The 18,809-nt window shown below is 71.2% G+C and carries 15 protein-coding genes; 5 read left to right on the top strand and 10 right to left on the bottom strand.

Going from position 1 to position 18,809, the window contains the following annotated elements:
- The first annotated feature begins 42 nt into the window (after positions 1-42).
- A complete protein-coding gene (locus AC4BEG_RS18870; protein WP_490700919.1) occupies positions 43-852 on the top strand; it encodes a class I SAM-dependent methyltransferase in 810 nt (269 codons plus the stop codon).
- A gap of 27 nt (positions 853-879) precedes the next feature.
- Here the strand turns inward: AC4BEG_RS18870 and AC4BEG_RS18865 are convergent, their stop codons facing one another.
- The 4 genes from AC4BEG_RS18865 to mshD form a co-directional block, all read right to left on the bottom strand.
- Positions 880-1,341, bottom strand: a complete 462-nt coding sequence (locus tag AC4BEG_RS18865) for an NUDIX hydrolase (RefSeq protein WP_490700918.1) — start codon at positions 1,339-1,341, stop codon at positions 880-882.
- 127 nt (positions 1,342-1,468) lie between these two features.
- Entirely contained in the window at positions 1,469-2,860 is a 1,392-nt protein-coding gene (locus tag AC4BEG_RS18860) for a CHAD domain-containing protein (RefSeq protein WP_490700917.1), read from the bottom strand.
- Positions 2,861-3,029: 169 nt separating this feature from the next.
- Positions 3,030-5,276: an RNA degradosome polyphosphate kinase gene (locus AC4BEG_RS18855; RefSeq protein WP_490700916.1), complete on the bottom strand. Its 2,247-nt coding sequence runs from the start codon at positions 5,274-5,276 to the stop codon at positions 3,030-3,032.
- Positions 5,277-5,827: 551 nt separating this feature from the next.
- Positions 5,828-6,760: a mycothiol synthase gene (mshD, locus tag AC4BEG_RS18850; protein WP_490700915.1), complete on the bottom strand. Its 933-nt coding sequence runs from the start codon at positions 6,758-6,760 to the stop codon at positions 5,828-5,830.
- A 188-nt stretch (positions 6,761-6,948) separates the two neighbouring features.
- On the opposite strand from mshD, the gene AC4BEG_RS18845 reads away from it, so the two are divergent.
- From AC4BEG_RS18845 to AC4BEG_RS18835, 3 genes are all read left to right on the top strand, one after another.
- Positions 6,949-8,766: a bifunctional metallophosphatase/5'-nucleotidase gene (locus AC4BEG_RS18845; RefSeq protein WP_490700914.1), complete on the top strand. Its 1,818-nt coding sequence runs from the start codon at positions 6,949-6,951 to the stop codon at positions 8,764-8,766.
- Positions 8,767-8,872: 106 nt separating this feature from the next.
- On the top strand, positions 8,873-9,268 hold the full coding sequence (locus tag AC4BEG_RS18840) for a GntR family transcriptional regulator (RefSeq protein WP_490700913.1): 396 nt from the start codon (positions 8,873-8,875) through the stop codon (positions 9,266-9,268).
- A 165-nt stretch (positions 9,269-9,433) separates the two neighbouring features.
- A complete protein-coding gene (locus tag AC4BEG_RS18835) occupies positions 9,434-11,980 on the top strand; it encodes an NACHT domain-containing protein (RefSeq protein WP_490700912.1) in 2,547 nt (848 codons plus the stop codon).
- 147 nt (positions 11,981-12,127) lie between these two features.
- Here AC4BEG_RS18835 and AC4BEG_RS18830 read toward each other — a convergent pair whose 3' ends face one another.
- The gene (locus AC4BEG_RS18830; RefSeq protein ID WP_490700911.1) at positions 12,128-14,653 is read right to left on the bottom strand and encodes an ATP-dependent Clp protease ATP-binding subunit; all 2,526 of its coding nucleotides are present in this window, start codon (positions 14,651-14,653) and stop codon (positions 12,128-12,130) included.
- 461 nt (positions 14,654-15,114) lie between these two features.
- On the opposite strand from AC4BEG_RS18830, the gene AC4BEG_RS18825 reads away from it, so the two are divergent.
- Positions 15,115-15,708, top strand: a complete 594-nt coding sequence (locus AC4BEG_RS18825) for an SCO3374 family protein (RefSeq protein ID WP_490700910.1) — start codon at positions 15,115-15,117, stop codon at positions 15,706-15,708.
- A 5-nt stretch (positions 15,709-15,713) separates the two neighbouring features.
- Here AC4BEG_RS18825 and AC4BEG_RS18820 read toward each other — a convergent pair whose 3' ends face one another.
- The 5 genes from AC4BEG_RS18820 to AC4BEG_RS18800 form a co-directional block, all read right to left on the bottom strand.
- On the bottom strand, positions 15,714-16,049 hold the full coding sequence (locus AC4BEG_RS18820; protein ID WP_490700909.1) for a histone-like nucleoid-structuring protein Lsr2: 336 nt from the start codon (positions 16,047-16,049) through the stop codon (positions 15,714-15,716).
- A gap of 220 nt (positions 16,050-16,269) precedes the next feature.
- The gene (locus tag AC4BEG_RS18815) at positions 16,270-16,791 is read right to left on the bottom strand and encodes an amino-acid N-acetyltransferase (RefSeq protein ID WP_490700908.1); all 522 of its coding nucleotides are present in this window, start codon (positions 16,789-16,791) and stop codon (positions 16,270-16,272) included.
- Positions 16,792-16,813: 22 nt separating this feature from the next.
- Positions 16,814-17,173 carry a BlaI/MecI/CopY family transcriptional regulator gene (locus AC4BEG_RS18810; RefSeq protein WP_254885713.1) on the bottom strand — a complete coding sequence of 120 codons (360 nt, stop codon included), beginning with the start codon at positions 17,171-17,173 and terminating at the stop codon, positions 16,814-16,816.
- A gap of 165 nt (positions 17,174-17,338) precedes the next feature.
- Positions 17,339-17,518, bottom strand: coding sequence for a hypothetical protein (locus tag AC4BEG_RS18805; RefSeq protein ID WP_490700907.1), 180 nt, complete (start codon positions 17,516-17,518; stop codon positions 17,339-17,341).
- Between the two features lie 111 nt (positions 17,519-17,629).
- Positions 17,630-18,412 carry a hypothetical protein gene (locus AC4BEG_RS18800; protein ID WP_490700906.1) on the bottom strand — a complete coding sequence of 261 codons (783 nt, stop codon included), beginning with the start codon at positions 18,410-18,412 and terminating at the stop codon, positions 17,630-17,632.
- Positions 18,413-18,809: the final 397 nt, after the last annotated feature.

Raw genomic sequence — 18,809 nt, 5'->3', positions numbered from 1 at the left:
CCGGACGGTCGGCCCTCCCGAGTCACCCCATAAGCTCTCGCCATGCCCGCCCGCGTACCGCCGCCGACCCGCCCGATCGGTTCGGCGACCCGCGGGACCACCAATCCGAACCGGCTGCGCCGCATGGACCGCTGGATCGCCGCCGCCCACGGGCCCGCCCTGCGCCGCGCCGAGGCTCCCGTCGCGGTCGACCTCGGCTACGGCGCCGCGCCCTGGACCGCCGTCGAACTGCTGGCCCGGCTGCGCACGGTACGGCCCGGCGCCCGGGTGGTCGGGGTGGAGATCGACCCGGTGCGGGTCGATGCCGCCCGGCCGTACGAGCGCGAGGGGCTCGCCTTCGCCCACGGCGGCTTCGAGGTGCCGCTGCCGGACGGCGCCCGGCCCACGCTCATCCGGGCGGCCAATGTGCTGCGGCAGTACGAGGAGGGCGAGGTCGCCGAGGTGTGGCGGCGGCTCTGCGCCCGGCTGGCCCCGGGCGGCCTGCTGGTGGAGGGGACCTGCGACGAGATCGGGCGGCGGCACGTCTGGGTCGCCCTCGCCCCGGACGGTCCGCGCACCGTGACCTTCGCGGCCCGGCTCGGCTCCCTCGAACGCCCCTCCGACCTGGCCGAACGGCTTCCCAAGGCGCTCATCCACCGCAATGTGCCGGGCGAGCCGGTGCACACCTTCCTGCGCGACTTCGACCGCGCCTGGGCGGCCGCCGCCCCGTACGCGGCGCTCAGCGCCCGGCAGCGCTGGATACGCAGCGCCCAGACGCTCCGCGCCGCGGGCTGGCCGCTGGTGGACGGGCCCCGGCGCTGGCGGCAGGGCGAGCTCACGGTCCGCTGGGACGCGCTGGCGCCGCGGCTCTGACGCTCAACGGCTCACCGAGGTCCGTGGCTACGACAGGGGCACCGCGGCCAGCAGCGCGTCTATCAGGAAGCGGTCATGGTCGTACGTCAGCCGCAGCCGGGCCGCGGAGGGCGGCAGCCAGACCAGCCGGTCGACCTCGCGGTTGGGGACGAAGGGCTCCTCGTGGACCGCCTCCGCCGCCCAGTAGCGGACCTCCTTGGGACGGCCCTTGGCCAGATAGCGGAGGGTGGGCAGCGGGGCGCCGGGTGCGCAGCCCATCCCGGTCTCCTCCGCGACCTCGCGCACCGCACCGCGCAGCGCGTCCTCACCCCGCTTGAGCTTGCCCTTCGGATGCGACCAGTCGTCGTAGCGGGGGCGGTGGACCAGCGCGATCTCCAACCGCCCGCCGTCGGGGGCGCGCCGCCAGAGCACACAGCCCGCCGCGAGGACGGGCGGGGCGGGCGCCCCCGCGCCGCCGTTGGCCGAGCCCTGGGAATTCCGCTGAGCCATCTGCTGTCCCGCCTCCCCGGTCGCCGCGGATAGCTGGTGCCTGCTCGTGCGTATTCGTGTCTGCCTGTACCTGCTCGGATCTGCTCGTGTCTGTACGTGCCTGGTCGTGCCTGGTCGTGTCCGGTCTTCAGGTCGCTCTGGTCGCCGTGCGCCGCCAGATCCGGCCGAACGCGAAGCGGGCCGCCTCCACCTCATGGCGCTGATCGGCGTGCAGCACGCCGAGCGCGTACGCCGTGGCCGGGGCGATCCGCGGGGTACGCGCCGCCGCTGCCGCGGCGGCGGCCGCCTCGGACGCGTCGCGGTGGCGCTCCAGCGCCTGTGCGGCGGCCAGCAGCCGTACGGACAGCCGGGGCTCCACCGGGCCGTTCACCAGCCCGGGTCCGGCCGCCTCGTCCGGGGCCGTCGGCGGCTTCGGCGGCTCCGCCAGCTCCAGCACCTCCAGCGCGTAGCGGCGCATCCGCAGCAGCCGGCGCACCTGGTGCCAGGGCGCGTCCTGCTCTTCGCTGGCGGGCGGGGCGTCGGCGGCGGGCGTCGCGGCGAGCCCATGGATCAGGGCCTCGGCGTTGTACGGGTGTCCGGCGCGGCCCAGCGGCAGCCCGTCCACCGCCTCGGCCAGCCGCCGGTGCGCCAGCTCGGCGAGAGGGGGCAGCACCTGCTCGGCGGGGCGCTGGGCGACGGTCTCGTCGAGCGGCACCTCGGAGGCGAGCAGCGCCACGGTGTCGGCGACCGCATGGCAGCGGGAAGAGCCGAGTGCCTGGAGGGCCGCGGTGTGGGCCCGGGTCCGGGCCAGGGTGAGCTGGCGTTCCAGCAGGGCCCCGGCGCGGGCTGCCCCCACGGTCAGCCCGGCGCCCCGGCCCCCGTCCGCACCACCGGCCCGCTGGGGGGCGGTGGGACGTCCTGTGCTGTCCGGTCCGTCGGCGCGCTGGTCGGACCGTTTGTCCGGCCGTTTGCCGACCGCCGTACCGGACGTCTCCTCGGTCCCCTCCGCCGGGTCCGCGCCGTCCGCCGTGCCCCGGCGCGGGGCGGGCGCCGGGTCCGGGGCGCCGGTGGCGAGGGAGACACTGCGGCGGGCGGCCCGTGCGGGGCGGGCCGTGGCGGCCGTGCTTCCGGCGGACGCCGTCGTCGTACCCCCGCCGCCGGCCGCCTCAGCTGCCGTACCTGCCGCGGCTCCCACCGCGGCCGCTTCCTCCGCCGGGGGCCGGTCCGGCGGGCCGCCGGTACCGGAGAGGCGGTGGAGGGCACCGCGCAGCCGGGACAGCCGCTCGGTGTACGCGTGCTCCAGCGCCAGCGTGCCGGACAGCCAGGCCAGCTCGGCGCGGAGCTCATCGGACCAGGCGGTGTCGGTGAGCGGGCGGTAGACGGACAGCGCGCCGCTGATCCGGCGGGCGGCCCGGCGCAGCAGCCGGGCGGCCTCCTCGGCCTCCTCACCGTCGGAGCCTGCCTCGCGGTGCAGCCGCAGACTCCGCAGGAAGTCCCCGGCCTGCGCGTTCAGATAGGCCGCGAGCACCTCCCCGGCCATGGGCGGGTGCGTGTCCGGGACCGGGTCCGCGATGCGCTCCGCCGTGTCGTACCCCCCGGGCCCCCCGGGGTGCGTGCCACCTCTGGTGTCCTGGGGGCCGTCCGGACCGGCGCCACGGGGCGGGGTGCCGGGCGGCCGGCCGGCGTCCGTCCTCCCGACCAGCGGCAGGTCATGTCGTTGAGCCACGCCGTCGCCTCCGGGCGTCTATGAGCATTTCCTGTACGTTCCGCAACGGCTGTCCGTCCGCGTCCGTGGCATGCCGCGTCCAGTCGCCGTCCGGGCCCAGATGCCAGGAGGCGGTGGAGTCGGACATACCGGTCTCCAGCAGGCGGTTGAGCGACGCCCGGTGGGCGGGGTCGGTGACCCGCACCAGCGCCTCTATCCGGCGGTCCAGATTCCGGTGCATCATGTCGGCGCTGCCGAGCCACACCTCCGGCTCACCACCGTTCCCGAACGCGAAGATGCGCGAATGCTCCAGAAAGCGCCCCAGGATGGAGCGGACCCGGATGTTCTCCGAGAGTCCCGGCACGCCGGGCCGCAGCGCGCAGATCCCGCGCACCCAGACGTCGACCGGCACCCCGGCGCGCGCGGCCTGGTAGAGGGCGTCGACCACGGCCTCGTCGACCATCGAGTTGACCTTGATCCGCACCGAGGCGGGGCGGCCCGCGCGGTGGTGGGTGATCTCCTTGTTGATACGGGTGATCAGCCCGTCGCGCAGCGACTTGGGGGCGACCAGCAGCCGCCGGTAGGTCTCCCGGCGGGAGTAGCCGCTCAACCGGTTGAACAGGTCGGACAGATCTGCGCCCACCTTGGGGTCGGCGGTGAGCAGCCCCAGGTCCTCGTAGAGCCGTGCCGTCTTGGGGTGGTAGTTGCCGGTGCCGACGTGGGAGTAGCGGCGCAGGGTGTCGCCCTCCTGGCGGACCACCAGCGACAGCTTGCAGTGGGTCTTCAGCCCCACCAGGCCGTAGACCACGTGGCAGCCGGCCTCCTCCAGCTTGCGCGCCCACTTGATGTTGGCCTGCTCGTCGAACCGGGCCTTGATCTCGACCAGCACCAGCACCTGCTTGCCGGACTCGGCGGCGTCGATGAGCGCGTCGACGATCGGCGACTTGCCCGAGGTGCGGTAGAGCGTCTGCTTGATCGCGAGGACGTCCGGGTCGGCCGCGGCCTGCTCCAGGAACGCCTGGACGGAGGTGGAGAAGGAGTCGTACGGGTGGTGCAGCAGTACGTCCCGCTCGCGCAGCGCGGCAAAGATGTCGGGGGCCGACGCGGACTCCACCTCGGCCAGATCACGGTGGGTGCCCGCCACGAACTTGGGGTACTTCAGCTCCGGCCGGTCCAGCGCCGCTATCCCGAAGAGCCCGGTGAGGTCGAGTGGGCCGGGCAGCGGATAGACCTCCGCATCGGAGATCTTCAGCTCGCGTACCAGCAGGTCCAGGACGTACGGGTCGATGGACTCCTCGACCTCCAGCCGCACCGGGGGCCCGAAGCGGCGCCGCAGCAGCTCCTTCTCCAGGGCCTGGAGCAGGTTCTCCGTGTCGTCCTCCTCGACCTCCAGGTCCTCGTTGCGGGTCACCCGGAACATGTGGTGCGCGAGCACCTCCATCCCCGGGAACAGCTCCTCCAGATGCGCCGCTATCACGTCCTCCAGCGGCACATAGCGCTGCGGCGACGCCTCCAGGAACCGGGAGAGCAGCGGCGGAACCTTCACACGTGCGAAGTGATCATGGCCGCTCACCGGGTTGCGCACCACGACGGCGAGGTTGAGCGAAAGCCCCGAGATGTACGGGAAGGGGTGCGCCGGGTCCACGGCCAGCGGGGTCAGCACGGGGAAGATCTGCTGCCGGAAGAGGGTGAAGAGGCGGGACTGCTCCTTCTCCGTGAGATCCGGCCAGCGGATCAGATGGATGCCCTCCTCGGCCAGCGCCGGGGCGACGTCCTGCTGGTAGCAGGCGGCGTGCCGGGCCATGAGCTCACGGGACCGGGTCCAGATCTGCTCCAGCACCTCACGCGGCTGGAGCCCGGAGGCGGAGCGGGTGGCCACACCGGTGGCGATGCGCCGCTTCAGGCCCGCGACCCGGACCATGAAGAACTCATCGAGGTTGCTGGCGAAGATCGCGAGGAAGTTGGCCCGCTCCAGCAGCGGGGTCGCGGGGTCCTCGGCGAGCTCCAGCACCCGCTCGTTGAACGCCAGCCAGCTGCGCTCACGGTCCAGGAACCGCCCCTGGGGCAGCTCACCGTTCTCCGCGTCCGGACCGGAGCCCTCGTAGACGTCCGGGTCGGCGTCGAGGTCGGGGTCGAGCGACCGCACCGGCGGGACGGCAACGGCATGCGGCCGGTGGGCCGCGATCGAACCGACCGAGGGCTGGGGCTGAGGCTGCGGGTGAACCGGTGCCTGACCGCTGGAGTGGCTCATGACCTCATTGTTCCGCGCCGGAGCGGAAGACGGCGTGGCGGACGCGGGTGCGACTGCGGCACGGAGCCTCCGGATCGACGAATGCGGCACAGCGGACTGCATTCAGTGATGCTCGCAACCGAGATTGAACCGTCGGTAACGAAGACATGGCGCGTAGGAAATCGGGACCCGACCCACAGGCAACTCGCCCCACAGGCAACTCGACTCACAGGCGACTCGTCGCACAGGCAACGCGGCCCACATGCGTCCCGCCGAAGCCCGCCCACGCGGCGGCGGGGGCTCGTCCCCGGGCTCCCGCCCGGCGGCGGGGGTCCGGTGCGGGTGCGTCGGACCCCGGCGCGGACCCCGGCCCGGCAGACGCGCGTCCGGCCGCGAGGGGCGCGGCCCGGACCCTACCCCGACTCCCGCTCCCACATGCCTCGGGGCCTCGGCCAGGGCCCAGCCAGGGACACGGCCAGGGGCGTACGGGCCCGCCCCGGAGACGGCCGAAAGGCCCCGGAGGCGTCCGGGGCCTTTCGGAAACACTCTTTCGGAAACACTCCCGGCGGGGCTCAGGTCTCCGTGCGGTACATCAGGTCCGTCTCGTGGGTGACGAAGCCCATCCGTTCGTAGACGGAGACGGCCGCGCTGTTGTCCGCGTCCACGTACAGCATCGCGGTCGGCAGCCCTTGCGCGGCCAGGTGGCGCAGGCCGATCGCGGTCAGCGCCCGGCCGAGGCCGCCGCCCTGGGCGTCCGGCCGCACCCCCAGCACGTACACCTCGCCGAGGCCCTCCTCTCCGTGCACCTTGGTCCAGTGGAAGCCGACGACCTCGCCCGCGCGCTCGGCGAGGAAGAAGCCCCGCGGGTCGAACCAGACCTCCCCCATACGGTCGTCCAGATCACGCTGGGTGAGTGAGCCCTGCTCGGGGTGGTGGGCGAAGGCCGCGGCGTTGGCCGCCAGCCAGGCGGCGTCGTCCTCGCCGGGACGGAAGGTCCGTACGGTGATCCCCTCCGGCAGCGTGGGCTCGTCGATGCCCAGCTCCGCGGGCGACCCCAGGGGCCGCCGCATCTGACGCAGCTCACGGAACAGGGTCAGCCCCAGCACCTGGGCGAGATGGCGGGCGGAGGCATGGCCGCCGTGCGCCCACACCCGCAGCCGCTTGCCGGACTCCCTCAGCAGGGTCACCCCCAGCGCCCGGCCGTGCCCCTGACCACGGCGGGCTGGGTGGACGACCAGTTCGGCGGCCGGGGCCTCCACCGGGTCGGTGTCCTCCAGCTGTGCGTAGCCGACCAGCTCCCCGCTCGGCTCGCGCAGCACCAGATGCCGTACCCCCGGCCGCTGCCCCCGCAGTTGCAGCCGACCCTGCTCGGACACCGCCTGCTGGCCGTCGGTGCGCGCGGCTTCCGCGATCAGGCGCAGCACATCCTGGACCACAGCGGGCGGGAGCTCCTCGAGGACCTCGATACGCCGGGCGCCGGCCGTCTCGTTCACCACGTCATTCATGGTGCCGAGCCTACGACTCGGCCGTGCCGCCCCGGCGTTCCCCGGCGAGGGACATTTCCCCCCAATGGGCGAACCACCGGGTAGCGGTCTTCCGTACGCAACCAGCTCGTAACCTCATCCCCCTGCCCCGCTACGCGCGTTGACCGTATGCTTCGGCCGACCGACCACCACGGGTAAGAGGGGGAGACATGCCAGCGAGACCTCAACGGCGCGGGACGGCACGCCGGTTGGCCACGGGGGTCGCGGTCCTCGCGGCCACGGCCGGCGCTCTGTCCGCCGCGAACCCGGCGGGCGCCGACACCACGGCCGCGCCGGGCCACCGGCAGGACCGCACCGTCGATGTACAGCTGCTGTCCTTCAACGATCTGCACGGCAACCTGGAGCCGCCGCAGGGCTCCTCGGGCGCCGTGACCGAGACCCAGGCCGACGGAACCACCAAGTCCGTCCCGGCGGGCGGTGTCGAATACCTCGCCGCCTCGCTGCGCAAGGCCCGTGCGGGCCATCCGTACTCGGTCACCGCGGCCGGTGGCGACATGATCGGCGCCAGCCCGCTGCTGTCCGGTCTCTTCCACGACGAGCCGACCATCGAGGCGCTCAACAAGCTGGATCTGGACGTCACCTCGGTCGGCAACCACGAGTTCGACGAGGGCCGCGCCGAGCTGACGCGGATGCAGAACGGCGGCTGCCACCCCAAGGACGGCTGCTTCGAGCAGGGCAAGAAGTTCAAGGGCGCCGACTTCCCGTATCTGGCGGCCAATGTCACCGACGAGAAGACCGGCAAGCCGCTGCTGAAGCCCTACACGGTCTGGAAGCACAAGGGCGTGAAGATCGGCTTCATCGGCGTCACGCTGGAGGGCACGCCGGACGTCGTCACCGCCGACGGCGTCAAGGGACTGAAGTTCCACGACGAGGTCAAGACGGTCAACAAGTACGCCAAGGAGCTGTACCGCAAGGGCGTGAAGTCGATCGTCGCGCTCATCCACGAGGGCGGGATGCCCGCCTCCTCCTCGTACAACTACGACTGCGACAGTCCGGGCGCGGGCGACGGGGTCTCCGGCCCGATCGTCGACATCGCCAAGCATCTGAGCCCGAAGGTCGACGCCCTGGTCACCGGCCACACCCACCAGGCGTACGCATGCACCATCCCGGACCCGTCCGGCACCCCGCGCACCGTGACCTCGGCCGCCTCCTTCGGACGGCTCTACACGGACACCACGCTCACCTACGACCGGCGCACCGGCGACATCGTCCGGACCTCCGTGAAGGGCGCCGACTCGGCCAACCACGTCGTGAGCCGTGAGCAGCCCAAGGCCCCGGACATGACCTCGCTGATCGGGCGCTGGAACAAGCTGGCCGCGCCGATCGCCAACAAGCCGGTCGGCTATGTCTCCGCGGAGATCCCCGGACGCGGCTCCACCGCCTACGAGACGCCGCTCGGCGATGTCATCACCGACGGCCAGGTGGAGGCGCTCTCCCCCGCGGACAAGGGCGGTGCGCAGCTCGCGCTGATGAACCCGGGCGGTATCCGCTCCGATCTGGCGTACGAGGCGTCGGGCAGTGAGGGGGACGGTGTGGTCACCTACGGCGAGGCGTTCACCGTGCAGCCCTTCACCAACATGATGAACGTGCTCGACCTGACCGGCGCCCAGCTGATCACCGCGCTCCAGCAGCAGGTCAGCGGTGCCAATGAGAACAGCCCGAAGATCCTTCAGGTGTCCAAGGGCTTCACCTACACCCTGGACCTCACCAAATCCGGCAAGGACCGGATCGACACCGGCTCGGTGAAGCTGAACGGTGAGCCGATCGACCCGGCCAAGACCTACCGCGTGGCGATGAACGAGTTCCTCGCGGGCGGCGGCGACGGCTTCCCGGTCTTCAAGGAGGGCAAGAACAAGCTGGTCGGCGCCTCCGACCTGGAGGCGTTCACCTCCTACCTGGGCGCCCACTCCTCGGCGTCCTCCCCGCTGGCCCCGCCGGCCGCGGACCGTATCACCGTCAAGAAGTGACCCCGGCACGACGGCTCGGCCCCCGGACGGCGGGGGCCGGGCCGTTGTCGTTTTCCCGTTCCCCCGGCTTTCCGTCCGCTCTGCCCGGCGTCGATAGATTCGCGGCATGGAGCAGATGCGCAGGACGCTGCGGTCCGACGATGTCGAGGCGAGGATCCGCGAGGACATCGACGCGGGGACGTACCGGCCGGGCGACCGGCTGCCCGACCCCGAGGAACTCGCCACCGAGCTGCGGAAACTCACCAAGGCGGTCGACTCCGCCTACCGGCGGCTCGTCGAGGACGGGGTGCTGATGGAGGGGCTGCTCGAACCCGGATTCTTCGTCGCCGACCCCGCGGCCGACCCCGCCGTACGCACCCTTCTCCAAGCGGTGCGCGGCAATCAACTCCGGCTGGAGCGGCTGGAACAGCGGCTCGGTGAGCTGACCGAGCGAGTGGTCTCCGTGGAGCGCGGGCTGCGGGCGGTCCGCCGTGAAAGCGGCGGCTACGACCAGCAGTTCTGACCGCGGCCCCACTGCGCGGGCCACCGGCGAAACCCTCGTACGGGCGCACGCACCCACCCGCCCATGCCTCTGCCCGCCCTGTGAACCCCCCGCGCCGGACCCCCGGCCCGTCCTACCCTGGAGGCTTCGAAACGGCCGACACCGCCACGGGGGGACCGGGGCTCTATGGATCCCGCAGCCAACAGAGTCCGACTCGCGCCGGACGTCGTCGTACCGCTGATCACACAGCTCTTCGCGGCCGAGGGGCCCGGCGGGCCACCGGCCGACCGTCCGGTGCGCATATCCGCCCTGGTCTCCTTCCAGGGCGATCGCCGGACACTCACCGAACGCGATCTCACCCGGATCGCCGGCGCGCTGGTCGCCGAGGCGCTGCGGGAAGCCGCTCCCGCCAAGGCGCTGCGGGAAGCAATTCCCGCCGAGGCGCGGAACGGCCGGGACGGCGAGGCGGAGCGGGTGGTCACCGATGCGCTCGCCCGCAGCCTGCACGCCCTCGGCACCGTCGACATGGACGACGTACGGGCGGTGCGGCTCGGGCCCGAGGCGTTCGCCCGGCATCTGGCGGTCGCCGCCCCGGACGCCGATCGCGAACTGCCGCCCGGCGCCGCCCGGTTGCACACCGCCGTCCTGTACGCGGTGTGCGACGAGATCCTGCGCTTCCTCGTCCGGCGGTCGGCGTTTGTCGCCCGCGGCCTCGCCGAGCGGGCGGCCGGCACGGACGCCGCGTTCGAGGAGGTCTACGCCCGCGGGATCATCGCGGGCCATGACCACCTGACGATCTACGGCATCGACCTGGCCCACTCCCCCGACACCTGGCCGCTGGACACCGCCTACCTCAGCCTGGAGACCGAGACCGACGCGGGGCCCACCGCCCCCGCGGAGCAGGCGCTCGCCAGCCACGACCGGGTGCTGCTGTGGGGGGTGGCGGGGTCGGGCAAGACCACGCTGGTGCAGTGGCTGGCGGTCTCCGTGGCCCGCGGACGGCTACCCGGTCAGCTGGCCCGGCTGCGCGGCCGGGTGCCGTTCGTCCTGCCGGTGCGCCGGTTCCGGCAGGGCGGCTTTCCACCGCCCGACCGCTTTCTGTCCGCCGTCCGCCACCCGCAGGCGGACACCCAGCCCGACGGATGGGCCGAGCGGGTGCTGTCCGCGGGCCGCGGGCTGCTGCTGGTGGACGGGATCGACGAGGCACCCGAAGGCGACCGGGAACAGCTGCGGCAGGCGCTGCGCGAACTTCCCGCGCGCTATCCGGGAAACGTCTGGCTGGTCACCTCCCGCCCGTCCGCCGTCCGCGAGAACTGGCTGGCCGCCGAGCGCTTCACGGAACTGAAGCTGGCCCCGCTCAGCTCCGAGGGCGTTACCGCTTTCATTCAGCGCTGGCACGCCGCGGCGCGCGAGGACGGCACCGATCTGGACCGGCTGGGCTCATATGAGGAAACGCTGCTGGACGCCGTGCGGATATCCCGTGAACTGGGGCGGCTGGCCACCAATCCGCTGATGTGCGGACTGATCTGCGCCCTGCACCGGGACCGCCGCGGCTATCTGCCGCGCGGCCGCAAAGCCCTCTATGACGCGGCCCTTTCCATGCTGCTGGAACGCCGGGACCGCGAGCGGGCCATGGTGCCGCCCGATGGAATCGACCTGCCGCAGGAACCGAAGATCCGGCTGCTCCAGAAGCTGGCGCACTGGATGCTGGTCAACGGACGGTCCGAAATGGACCGGGCCGTGGCCCTGGAGACCTTCGCCCAGCACCTTCCCTCCATTCCCCATGCCGCACGGCAGGGCGAGCCGGAGGAGATCTACCGGCATCTGCTCCACCGCACCGGACTATTGCGCGAGCCCACCCCCGGGTCGGTCGATTTTGTGCACCGCACCTTCCAGGACTATCTGAGTGCGAGAGCGGTGGTGGAACGGCACGATTTCGACTTCCTCATCGACCACGCCCACCTGGACGACTGGGAAGAAGTGATCAGAATGTCGGTCGCTCTGGCCCGCCCCGATGAATGCGCTTACCTCCTGGAAGGGCTGCTGGCCGCCCGAAAGGGCACCCGCCCGGTCCATGCCCGCCATCGCAAACTGCTGGCCGCCGCTTGTCTCGAACATGCGACGGAGCTGGACCCCGCGGTGCGTTCCCGAGTGCACCGCTATACCCGGGATCTGGTCCGTCCGACCTCCCTGGAGGCAGCTCGCGCACTGGGCTGGATCGGCCCTATCGCACTGGAAATGCTGCCCGATCCCACCGGCGTATCCGATGAGGAAGCCCATCGTCTGGCCGTCACCGCCACCTCGATAGCCGACGACCGCGCCATCGACTATCTGACCCGGCTGCGGGACCGTACGTCCTGGGCGGTGCGTTCACAGCTCGCGCGGGCCTGGCGGCGCTATGACACCGATCGCTACGCGGACGAAATCATCGCGCATCTCGAGGAAGGCGAACTCGACTTTCCGGTGTCCGACGCGGCCGAGCTCAGCGCGCTGCGCCGGCTCGGCGGCCGTCCCTGCGTCCAGATCGCCGGGGCCTTCACCCCGGAGCAGCTGACCGAGGGCCTGGTCGCCGAGCGGCTGACCGAGCTGTGGCTCTCCTACGACCTGGGGGACGGTCTGGACCTGAGCTGGCTGGCCGCCTTCCCCCGGCTGCACACCCTGCGGTTGAGCCCCCGCAACGCGGGGGTGACCGGAGTGCCCGCGGGCGTCCAGGTCATCGTGACGGGCAGCTGAGGGCCCTCACAGTGCCCGTACGGGCGCTCTCAGCCCCTACGGGCAGGGAAACGGGCGGGAACGCGCGAAGGGGCCGTGACGCCGTCCTGGACGGTGCCACGGCCCCTTCGCGGCCCTTGGGACAGGGCCTTGAGGTGCCGGGAGGGCTTACGCCTCCTTGCTCAGGTTCGGGCCCGCACCACCGGTGGCGGACTCGATCGGCGGGGTGTCGGGCAGCGCCGACTTCTCCTCGCCGCGGAAGGTGAACGTCTTCTCCTCACCCTCACCCTCGGTGTCCACGACCACGATGTGGCCCGGACGCAGCTCGCCGAAGAGGATCTTCTCCGAGAGCACGTCCTCGACCTCGCGCTGGATCGTCCGGCGCAGCGGCCGGGCGCCCAGGACCGGGTCGTAGCCACGCTTGGCCAGCAGCTTCTTGGCCTCGCCGCTGAGCTCGATGCCCATGTCGCGGTCCTTGAGCCGCTCGTCCACCTTGGCGATCATGAGGTCGACGATCTGGATGATGTCGTCCTCGGTGAGCTGGTGGAAGACGACGGTGTCATCGACACGGTTCAGGAACTCGGGGCGGAAGTGCTGCTTCAGCTCCTCGTTGACCTTGGCCTTCATCCGCTCGTAGCCGGTCTTCACATCGCCCTGGGCGGCGAAGCCCAGGTTGAAGCCCTTGGAGATGTCCCGGGTGCCGAGGTTGGTGGTCATGATGATCACCGTGTTCTTGAAGTCCACGACCCGGCCCTGGGAGTCGGTAAGCCGACCGTCCTCCAGGATCTGGAGCAGCGAGTTGAAGATGTCCGGGTGGGCCTTCTCGACCTCGTCGAAGAGGACCACGGAGAACGGCTTGCGGCGCACCTTCTCGGTGAGCTGGCCGCCCTCCTCGTAGCCCACATATCCGGGCGGGGAGCCGAAGAGCCGCGAGACGGTGTGCTTCTCGCTGAACTCCGACATGTCGAGCGAGATCATCGCGTCCTCGTCGCCGAAGAGGAACTCGGCGAGGGTCTTGCTGAGCTCGGTCTTACCGACACCGGACGGGCCCGCGAAGATGAAGGAGCCGCCGGGGCGCTTGGGGTCCTTGAGGCCCGCACGCGTACGCCGGATGGCCTGGGAGAGCGCCTTGATGGCGTCCTTCTGGCCAATGACGCGCTTGTGCAGCTCGTCCTCCATGCGCAGCAGCCGGGAGGACTCCTCCTCGGTCAGCTTGAAGACCGGGATGCCGGTGGCCGTGGCCAGGACCTCGGCGATCAGCTCCTCGTCGACCTCGGCGACGACGTCCATGTCGCCGGCCTTCCACTCCTTCTCCCGCTTCGCCTTGGCGGCCAGGAGCTGCTTCTCCTTGTCGCGCAGGCCCGCGGCCATCTCGAAGTCCTGCGAGTCGATCGCGGACTCCTTCTCCCGGCGCACATCGGCGATCTTCTCGTCGAACTCGCGCAGGTCCGGCGGTGCGGTCATGCGGCGGATCCGCATCCGGGAACCGGCCTCGTCGATCAGGTCGATCGCCTTGTCCGGCAGGAAGCGGTCCGAGATGTACCGGTCGGCCAGGGTGGCGGCGGCGACCAGGGCCGAGTCCGTGATCGAGACGCGGTGGTGCGCCTCGTAGCGGTCGCGCAGGCCCTTGAGGATCTCGATGGTGTGCGGCAGCGAGGGCTCGGCCACCTGGATGGGCTGGAAGCGCCGCTCCAGGGCCGCGTCCTTCTCCAGGTACTTGCGGTACTCGTCGAGCGTGGTCGCGCCGATGGTCTGGAGCTCACCGCGGGCCAGCATCGGCTTGAGGATGCTGGCGGCGTCGATCGCGCCCTCGGCGGCACCCGCACCCACCAGGGTGTGGAGCTCGTCGATGAACAGGATGATGTCGCCGCGGGTGCGGATCTCCTTGAGCACCTTCTTCAGGCGCTCCTCGAAGTCACCGCGGTAGCGGGATCCGGCGACCAGGGCACCCAGGTCGAGGGTGTAGAGGTGCTTGTCCTTGAGGGTCTCGGGCACCTCGCCCTTGACGATGGCCTGGGCCAGGCCCTCGACGACCGCCGTCTTGCCGACGCCGGGCTCGCCGATGAGGACCGGGTTGTTCTTGGTGCGGCGCGAAAGCACCTGCATGACCCGCTCGATCTCCTTCTCGCGCCCGATGACCGGGTCGAGCTTGGATTCGCGGGCGGCCTGGGTGAGGTTGCGGCCGAACTGGTCCAGGACGAGCGAGGTGGAGGGAGTGCCCTCCGCCGGGCCGCCGGCGGTGGCGGCCTCCTTGCCCTGGTAGCCGGAGAGCAGCTGGATGACCTGCTGCCGGACCCGGTTCAGATCGGCGCCCAGCTTCACCAGGACCTGGGCGGCGACGCCCTCGCCCTCGCGGATCAGGCCGAGCAGGATGTGCTCGGTGCCGATGTAGTTGTGGCCGAGCTGAAGGGCCTCGCGGAGCGACAGCTCCAGGACCTTCTTGGCACGGGGAGTGAAGGGGATGTGACCGGACGGGGCCTGCTGGCCCTGGCCGATGATCTCCTCCACCTGCTGGCGGACCGCCTCGAGCGAAATCCCGAGGCTCTCCAGGGCCTTAGCGGCGACACCCTCACCCTCGTGGATCAGGCCCAGGAGGATGTGTTCGGTGCCGATGTAGTTGTGGTTGAGCATCCGGGCTTCTTCCTGAGCCAGGACGACAACCCGCCGCGCACGGTCGGTGAACCTCTCGAACATCGTTAATCGCTCCTCAGAGCGGTCAGAAAGATCGGGGACGATCCCCTCCCTGTCCTTCCGCATGCTAGTCCCGCAACCCGGGACAGCTCATTCCAACTGCCGACAACCGTCCGGATCACCCCCGCTCGCGCGGGGTGAACAGCCACTGGCTCCTGCCCGAACAGCCGACAACTGCTCCAACCCGATGGTGCGAGACGATGTTCCCGCAGGCCAAGCGTCTACGCCCACCGCCAGTACGCCGATGGCGAACGCCGCTTCCACCCGACACGAGGACCGCCCCTCCCACTAGGGATGTCTTACCCGCAAGGACTCACACTCCATGCCGCGCGGGCTGGTTCCATCCGCTACGGGCGAACAACCTTGCGCCCTTTCACCGCTTCCGCGCCTCCCCGATCGTGCACACAGTGCATTCGTTCCCCTACGGGACGTAACCTTCACGAAAGGAGGCAGTTGCTCTGGGCATGATCTCCACCGCCCGGACCTCAGCGGTCCCGCCCGCCGCCCCGGCCACCGCCCGGTCCCGGTGGTACGAGCGCGAGCTGGGGTGGCCGACGACCGGCAGCGATCCCGTCGAACTGCTCACGGGGGTGGCGTTCGACGTGCTGGAGCTGCCGGTCGCGGCCGGTTTCGCCATGCTGCGACGGGTGCCGAGGACCGGTCCGGTCGCGGTGGAGGGCCCCTGGATGCGGCTGCTGGTGGCCGCCGGCGGCGCCGACGAGCTGCCGGGACTGCTCGACTGGCTGGAGTGGGGCGGGGTTCCCCTGGATCTGACCGCGCTCGGCGCCGGCGGCCGGATCACCGCTCCGTGCCCCACCTCTTCCTGGCCGCCGCCCGCGGCGCCGGGAGAGTGGCGCCCGCAGGAGGCCGCCGTATGGCTGCGGCCTCCCGAGCCGGGGGGCGAGGTGGAGCCGACCCTGCCGCGGACAGGTTTCGGGGGCGATGGGGGCGCCCCCGACCTCGTGCGGCTCGTGGCCGCGGCGGCTACCGAGTGCCACCGTGCCCGGTTGCTGCGCGCCCGCCCGCTGCCCAGGCAGCGACGAGCCGGGGAAGGGTGACGCGCTCAGGCGTTGGCCTTCTCGTAGGCCTCGCGCACGGTCGCCGGAACGCGGCCGCGGTCGTTGACCTCGTAGCCGTTCTCCTTCGCCCAGGCGCGGATCTTCGCGGTGTCCTGGCTGCCGCCGGCCGCCGCACGCGCCTTGCCGCGGGCGCCGGAGGCCCGGCCACCAGTGCGACGGCCGCTCTTGGTGTAGGGCTCCAGGGCATCCCGGAGCTTGTCCGCATTGGAGGTGGTGAGGTCGATCTCGTAGCTCTTGCCGTCCAGCGCGAACGTCACAGTCTCGTCCGCCTCGCCGCCGTCGAGATCGTCGACAAGAAGGACCTGAACCTTCTGTGCCATGAGGTTCCTTTCAGGGAAAGCGGGGGGTTCGGGGCGCGGCGTTGGCCGCTGATGTCTCACCCCCCAGGTAATTACACTACGGGGGAATAGCAAACCGCCTTTCCCGAAAAAACACAAACCCCCCGGGAAGGTTCGACTGATCCCACCAGCGGGAAGCCTGTATGAACCCGATGTTCCGGAGCTATGTGATAGGGGAGCGATTCGGACATAGGGCCCGCGATCACAGTTGCAGAAGCATCCGGCTGTTGCCAAGGGTGTTCGGCTTCACCCGTTCGAGACCCAGGAACTCGGCGACACCCTCGTCATAGGAACGGAGGAGCTCCGTGTAGACATCCCCGTCGACCGGCGTCTCGCCGATCTCCACGAAGCCGTGCTTGGTGAAGAAGTCGACTTCGAAGGTGAGGCAGAAAATGCGCCGTACCCCGAGCCAGCGCGCCGTCTGCAACAGCTTGTCGAGCAGCAAGTGGCCTACACCACTGCCCTTGAGAGCGGGATGCACGGCGAGAGTGCGAACCTCCGCGAGGTCTTCCCACATGACGTGGAGTGCGCCGCAGCCAATGACCTCCGCGTCCTCATCCCGCTCCGCGACCCAGAACTCCTGGATGTCCTCGTAAAGCGTCACAGTCGCTTTGTCGAGCAGGATGCGATCGCCCACGTAGGAGTCGATGAGGCGGCGCACGGCCCGCACATCGCTGGTCCGGGCTCGGCGGACGGTGACTACTTTTGATAGTGCGGAGGACATGCCCGGACGCTATCGCCCCGCGTCATCGCCCTGACTCACCGGGGCTCTCCCCGGGCTCCCCGAGTTGTGCGACGCGCATGGCATCGCGCAGTGCATCTCGCTGCTCTTCGGACATCATCCCGAAGAACGCGACGAGGGCGGCCGCCGGGTTGTCACTGGCCGACCACGCTTCGTTCATCAGTGCGGCCGAGTAGGCGGCCCGGGTGGAGACGGCCGCATATCGATAGGCGCGGCCTTGAACCTCCCTGCGGAGCCAGCCCTTCTGATGGAGGTTGTCCATTACGGTCATGACCGTCGTGTAGGCGATCGAGCGTTCCCGCTGAAGGTCTTCCAGGACTTCCCGCACGGTGACCGGGCGGTTCCACTTCCACACCCGGGTCATGACCGCGTCTTCAAGCTCTCCCAATGGCCGAGGCACACCGTGAATAATAGTGGGAAATGTCCTGAATGTCGGGAGATGCGCGCACCAAAAGGCGCACGCCCCGGGACGTGGTGCGCCCTCGGGACGTGCAGGTGAAACGTGGTGTGCGGCGGTGGACGAAGTCCGTCAGGGGGCCTTGGGCCCCGCCGCCCCGCGGTCCGCCTCGGCGCGGGCCAGCACCGCGTCCACCGCGGCGTCCTCCTTGGCCTTGTTGGCGCCGCCCTGGCTCTTCACCATCGTCACGATCAACGCGATGAAGGCCACGGCCATCACCACGGACGGGACCAGCGCGGAGACATAATCCATGGCTCCCGGCCTCCTTCTGCTCGAGACCACCAGATTACGCGGGGCTCCGTGGCCGCCCGGAGCCGGGGCGGCCACGGCGGGCGTGGATCATCCAGGAGGCTCCGGCGACGGTCAGGCCGACCGCACGGCGGACACCGGCCCGCCCTCCGCTCCGGTGCCGGGTCCGGCTCCGGCGGTGAGCCGTGAGTCCTCCTCCGGCGGCGGTGAGGGGCGGCGCCGCTTGGGCGGGAAGACCTCCGCGGGCGTCGGCACCGGGCGGCCCGGGCGCGGGGTGCCACGGGGCGGCTCCTCCCGTTTGGGTCCCTCGCGGTCGCCGCGGTCCGGTGCCGCGGGCTTCTTGCGCGGCTCCTTGGGCTCGTCGGCGCCCTCCGTGGCTCCGCCCGGCAGGGCGCGCAGCCTCGCCGCCACGGGGCGGGGGCGGGGCCGCAGCACGGCCACCGAACGCTCCGCGAGGCGGGCCCGCACACCCCGCTCGGCGATCCGTTCGCAGTGGCCCAGAAGCGCCCGCCGGCGCTCGACCTCACCACCGCCGGCGGCCGATCCGCACAGTGCGCGGAGCGCGGCCAGGTCCTCCGGGAGCGGCTCGTAACCGGCCTCCAGAGCGCCCTGGAGCTGCTCCAGGTATCCGGCGGCGGCACCGGGGAGGGCGGCGCGGTAGCGGGCGAGCTCGGCGAGCAGGAACGCTCGCAGCCGCCCGCCCTCGCGGACCGCTTCGTCCACGGCCTCGGCGAGGCGGAGAAAGTCCTGGATCTCCTCCGCCCGGTCCGGGCCGAGGGGTCCGGGAGAGGGGGTGACGGGGTGGGGTTGGAGGGCGATGGCGAGGGCGCGTCGGAGCACACGCAGCTCATCCGCGCTGAACGCCATTCCGCCGCGGGATCCGTATGGCGTGGGCATGGGGCGACTTTAAGTGCTAAGCGGACAAATTTTGCGAAGCGCAGGAAAGTGCGGCGCGTTGCGGATCCGATCCACCCCCTGGAGTGGACGCCACCGCAGGTGGGAGCGGGTGTGGGCACCGCGCGCTGCCCGGTGCCGGGTCCGGCGCGAAACGGCGCGCGGGGCGGGCGACGGGCCCGGGATCCGCCGCCGGAGCGGCCCGCGGGACAGGCCGGCGCACACCGCCGCCGGGGCCTTCCAGCGGTTCCGCTTGTCAATACGGAATTCGAAGAGTTGTGTTTCCGCCGAGCGCCGCTCGATGGATGGCCGAGAGCCGTCGAAGCCCCGGGGAATTAGCCGGAGGGGTGCCGATCCGGGCCGGAATTTCGGAATGGGTCCGAGTTCGCAGGTGACGACG

Source organism: Streptomyces sp. JLBJ103 (assembly GCF_058215575.1).
Note: the sequence above shows the minus strand (reverse complement) of the source record. Positions and strands in the feature narration are given on the sequence as shown.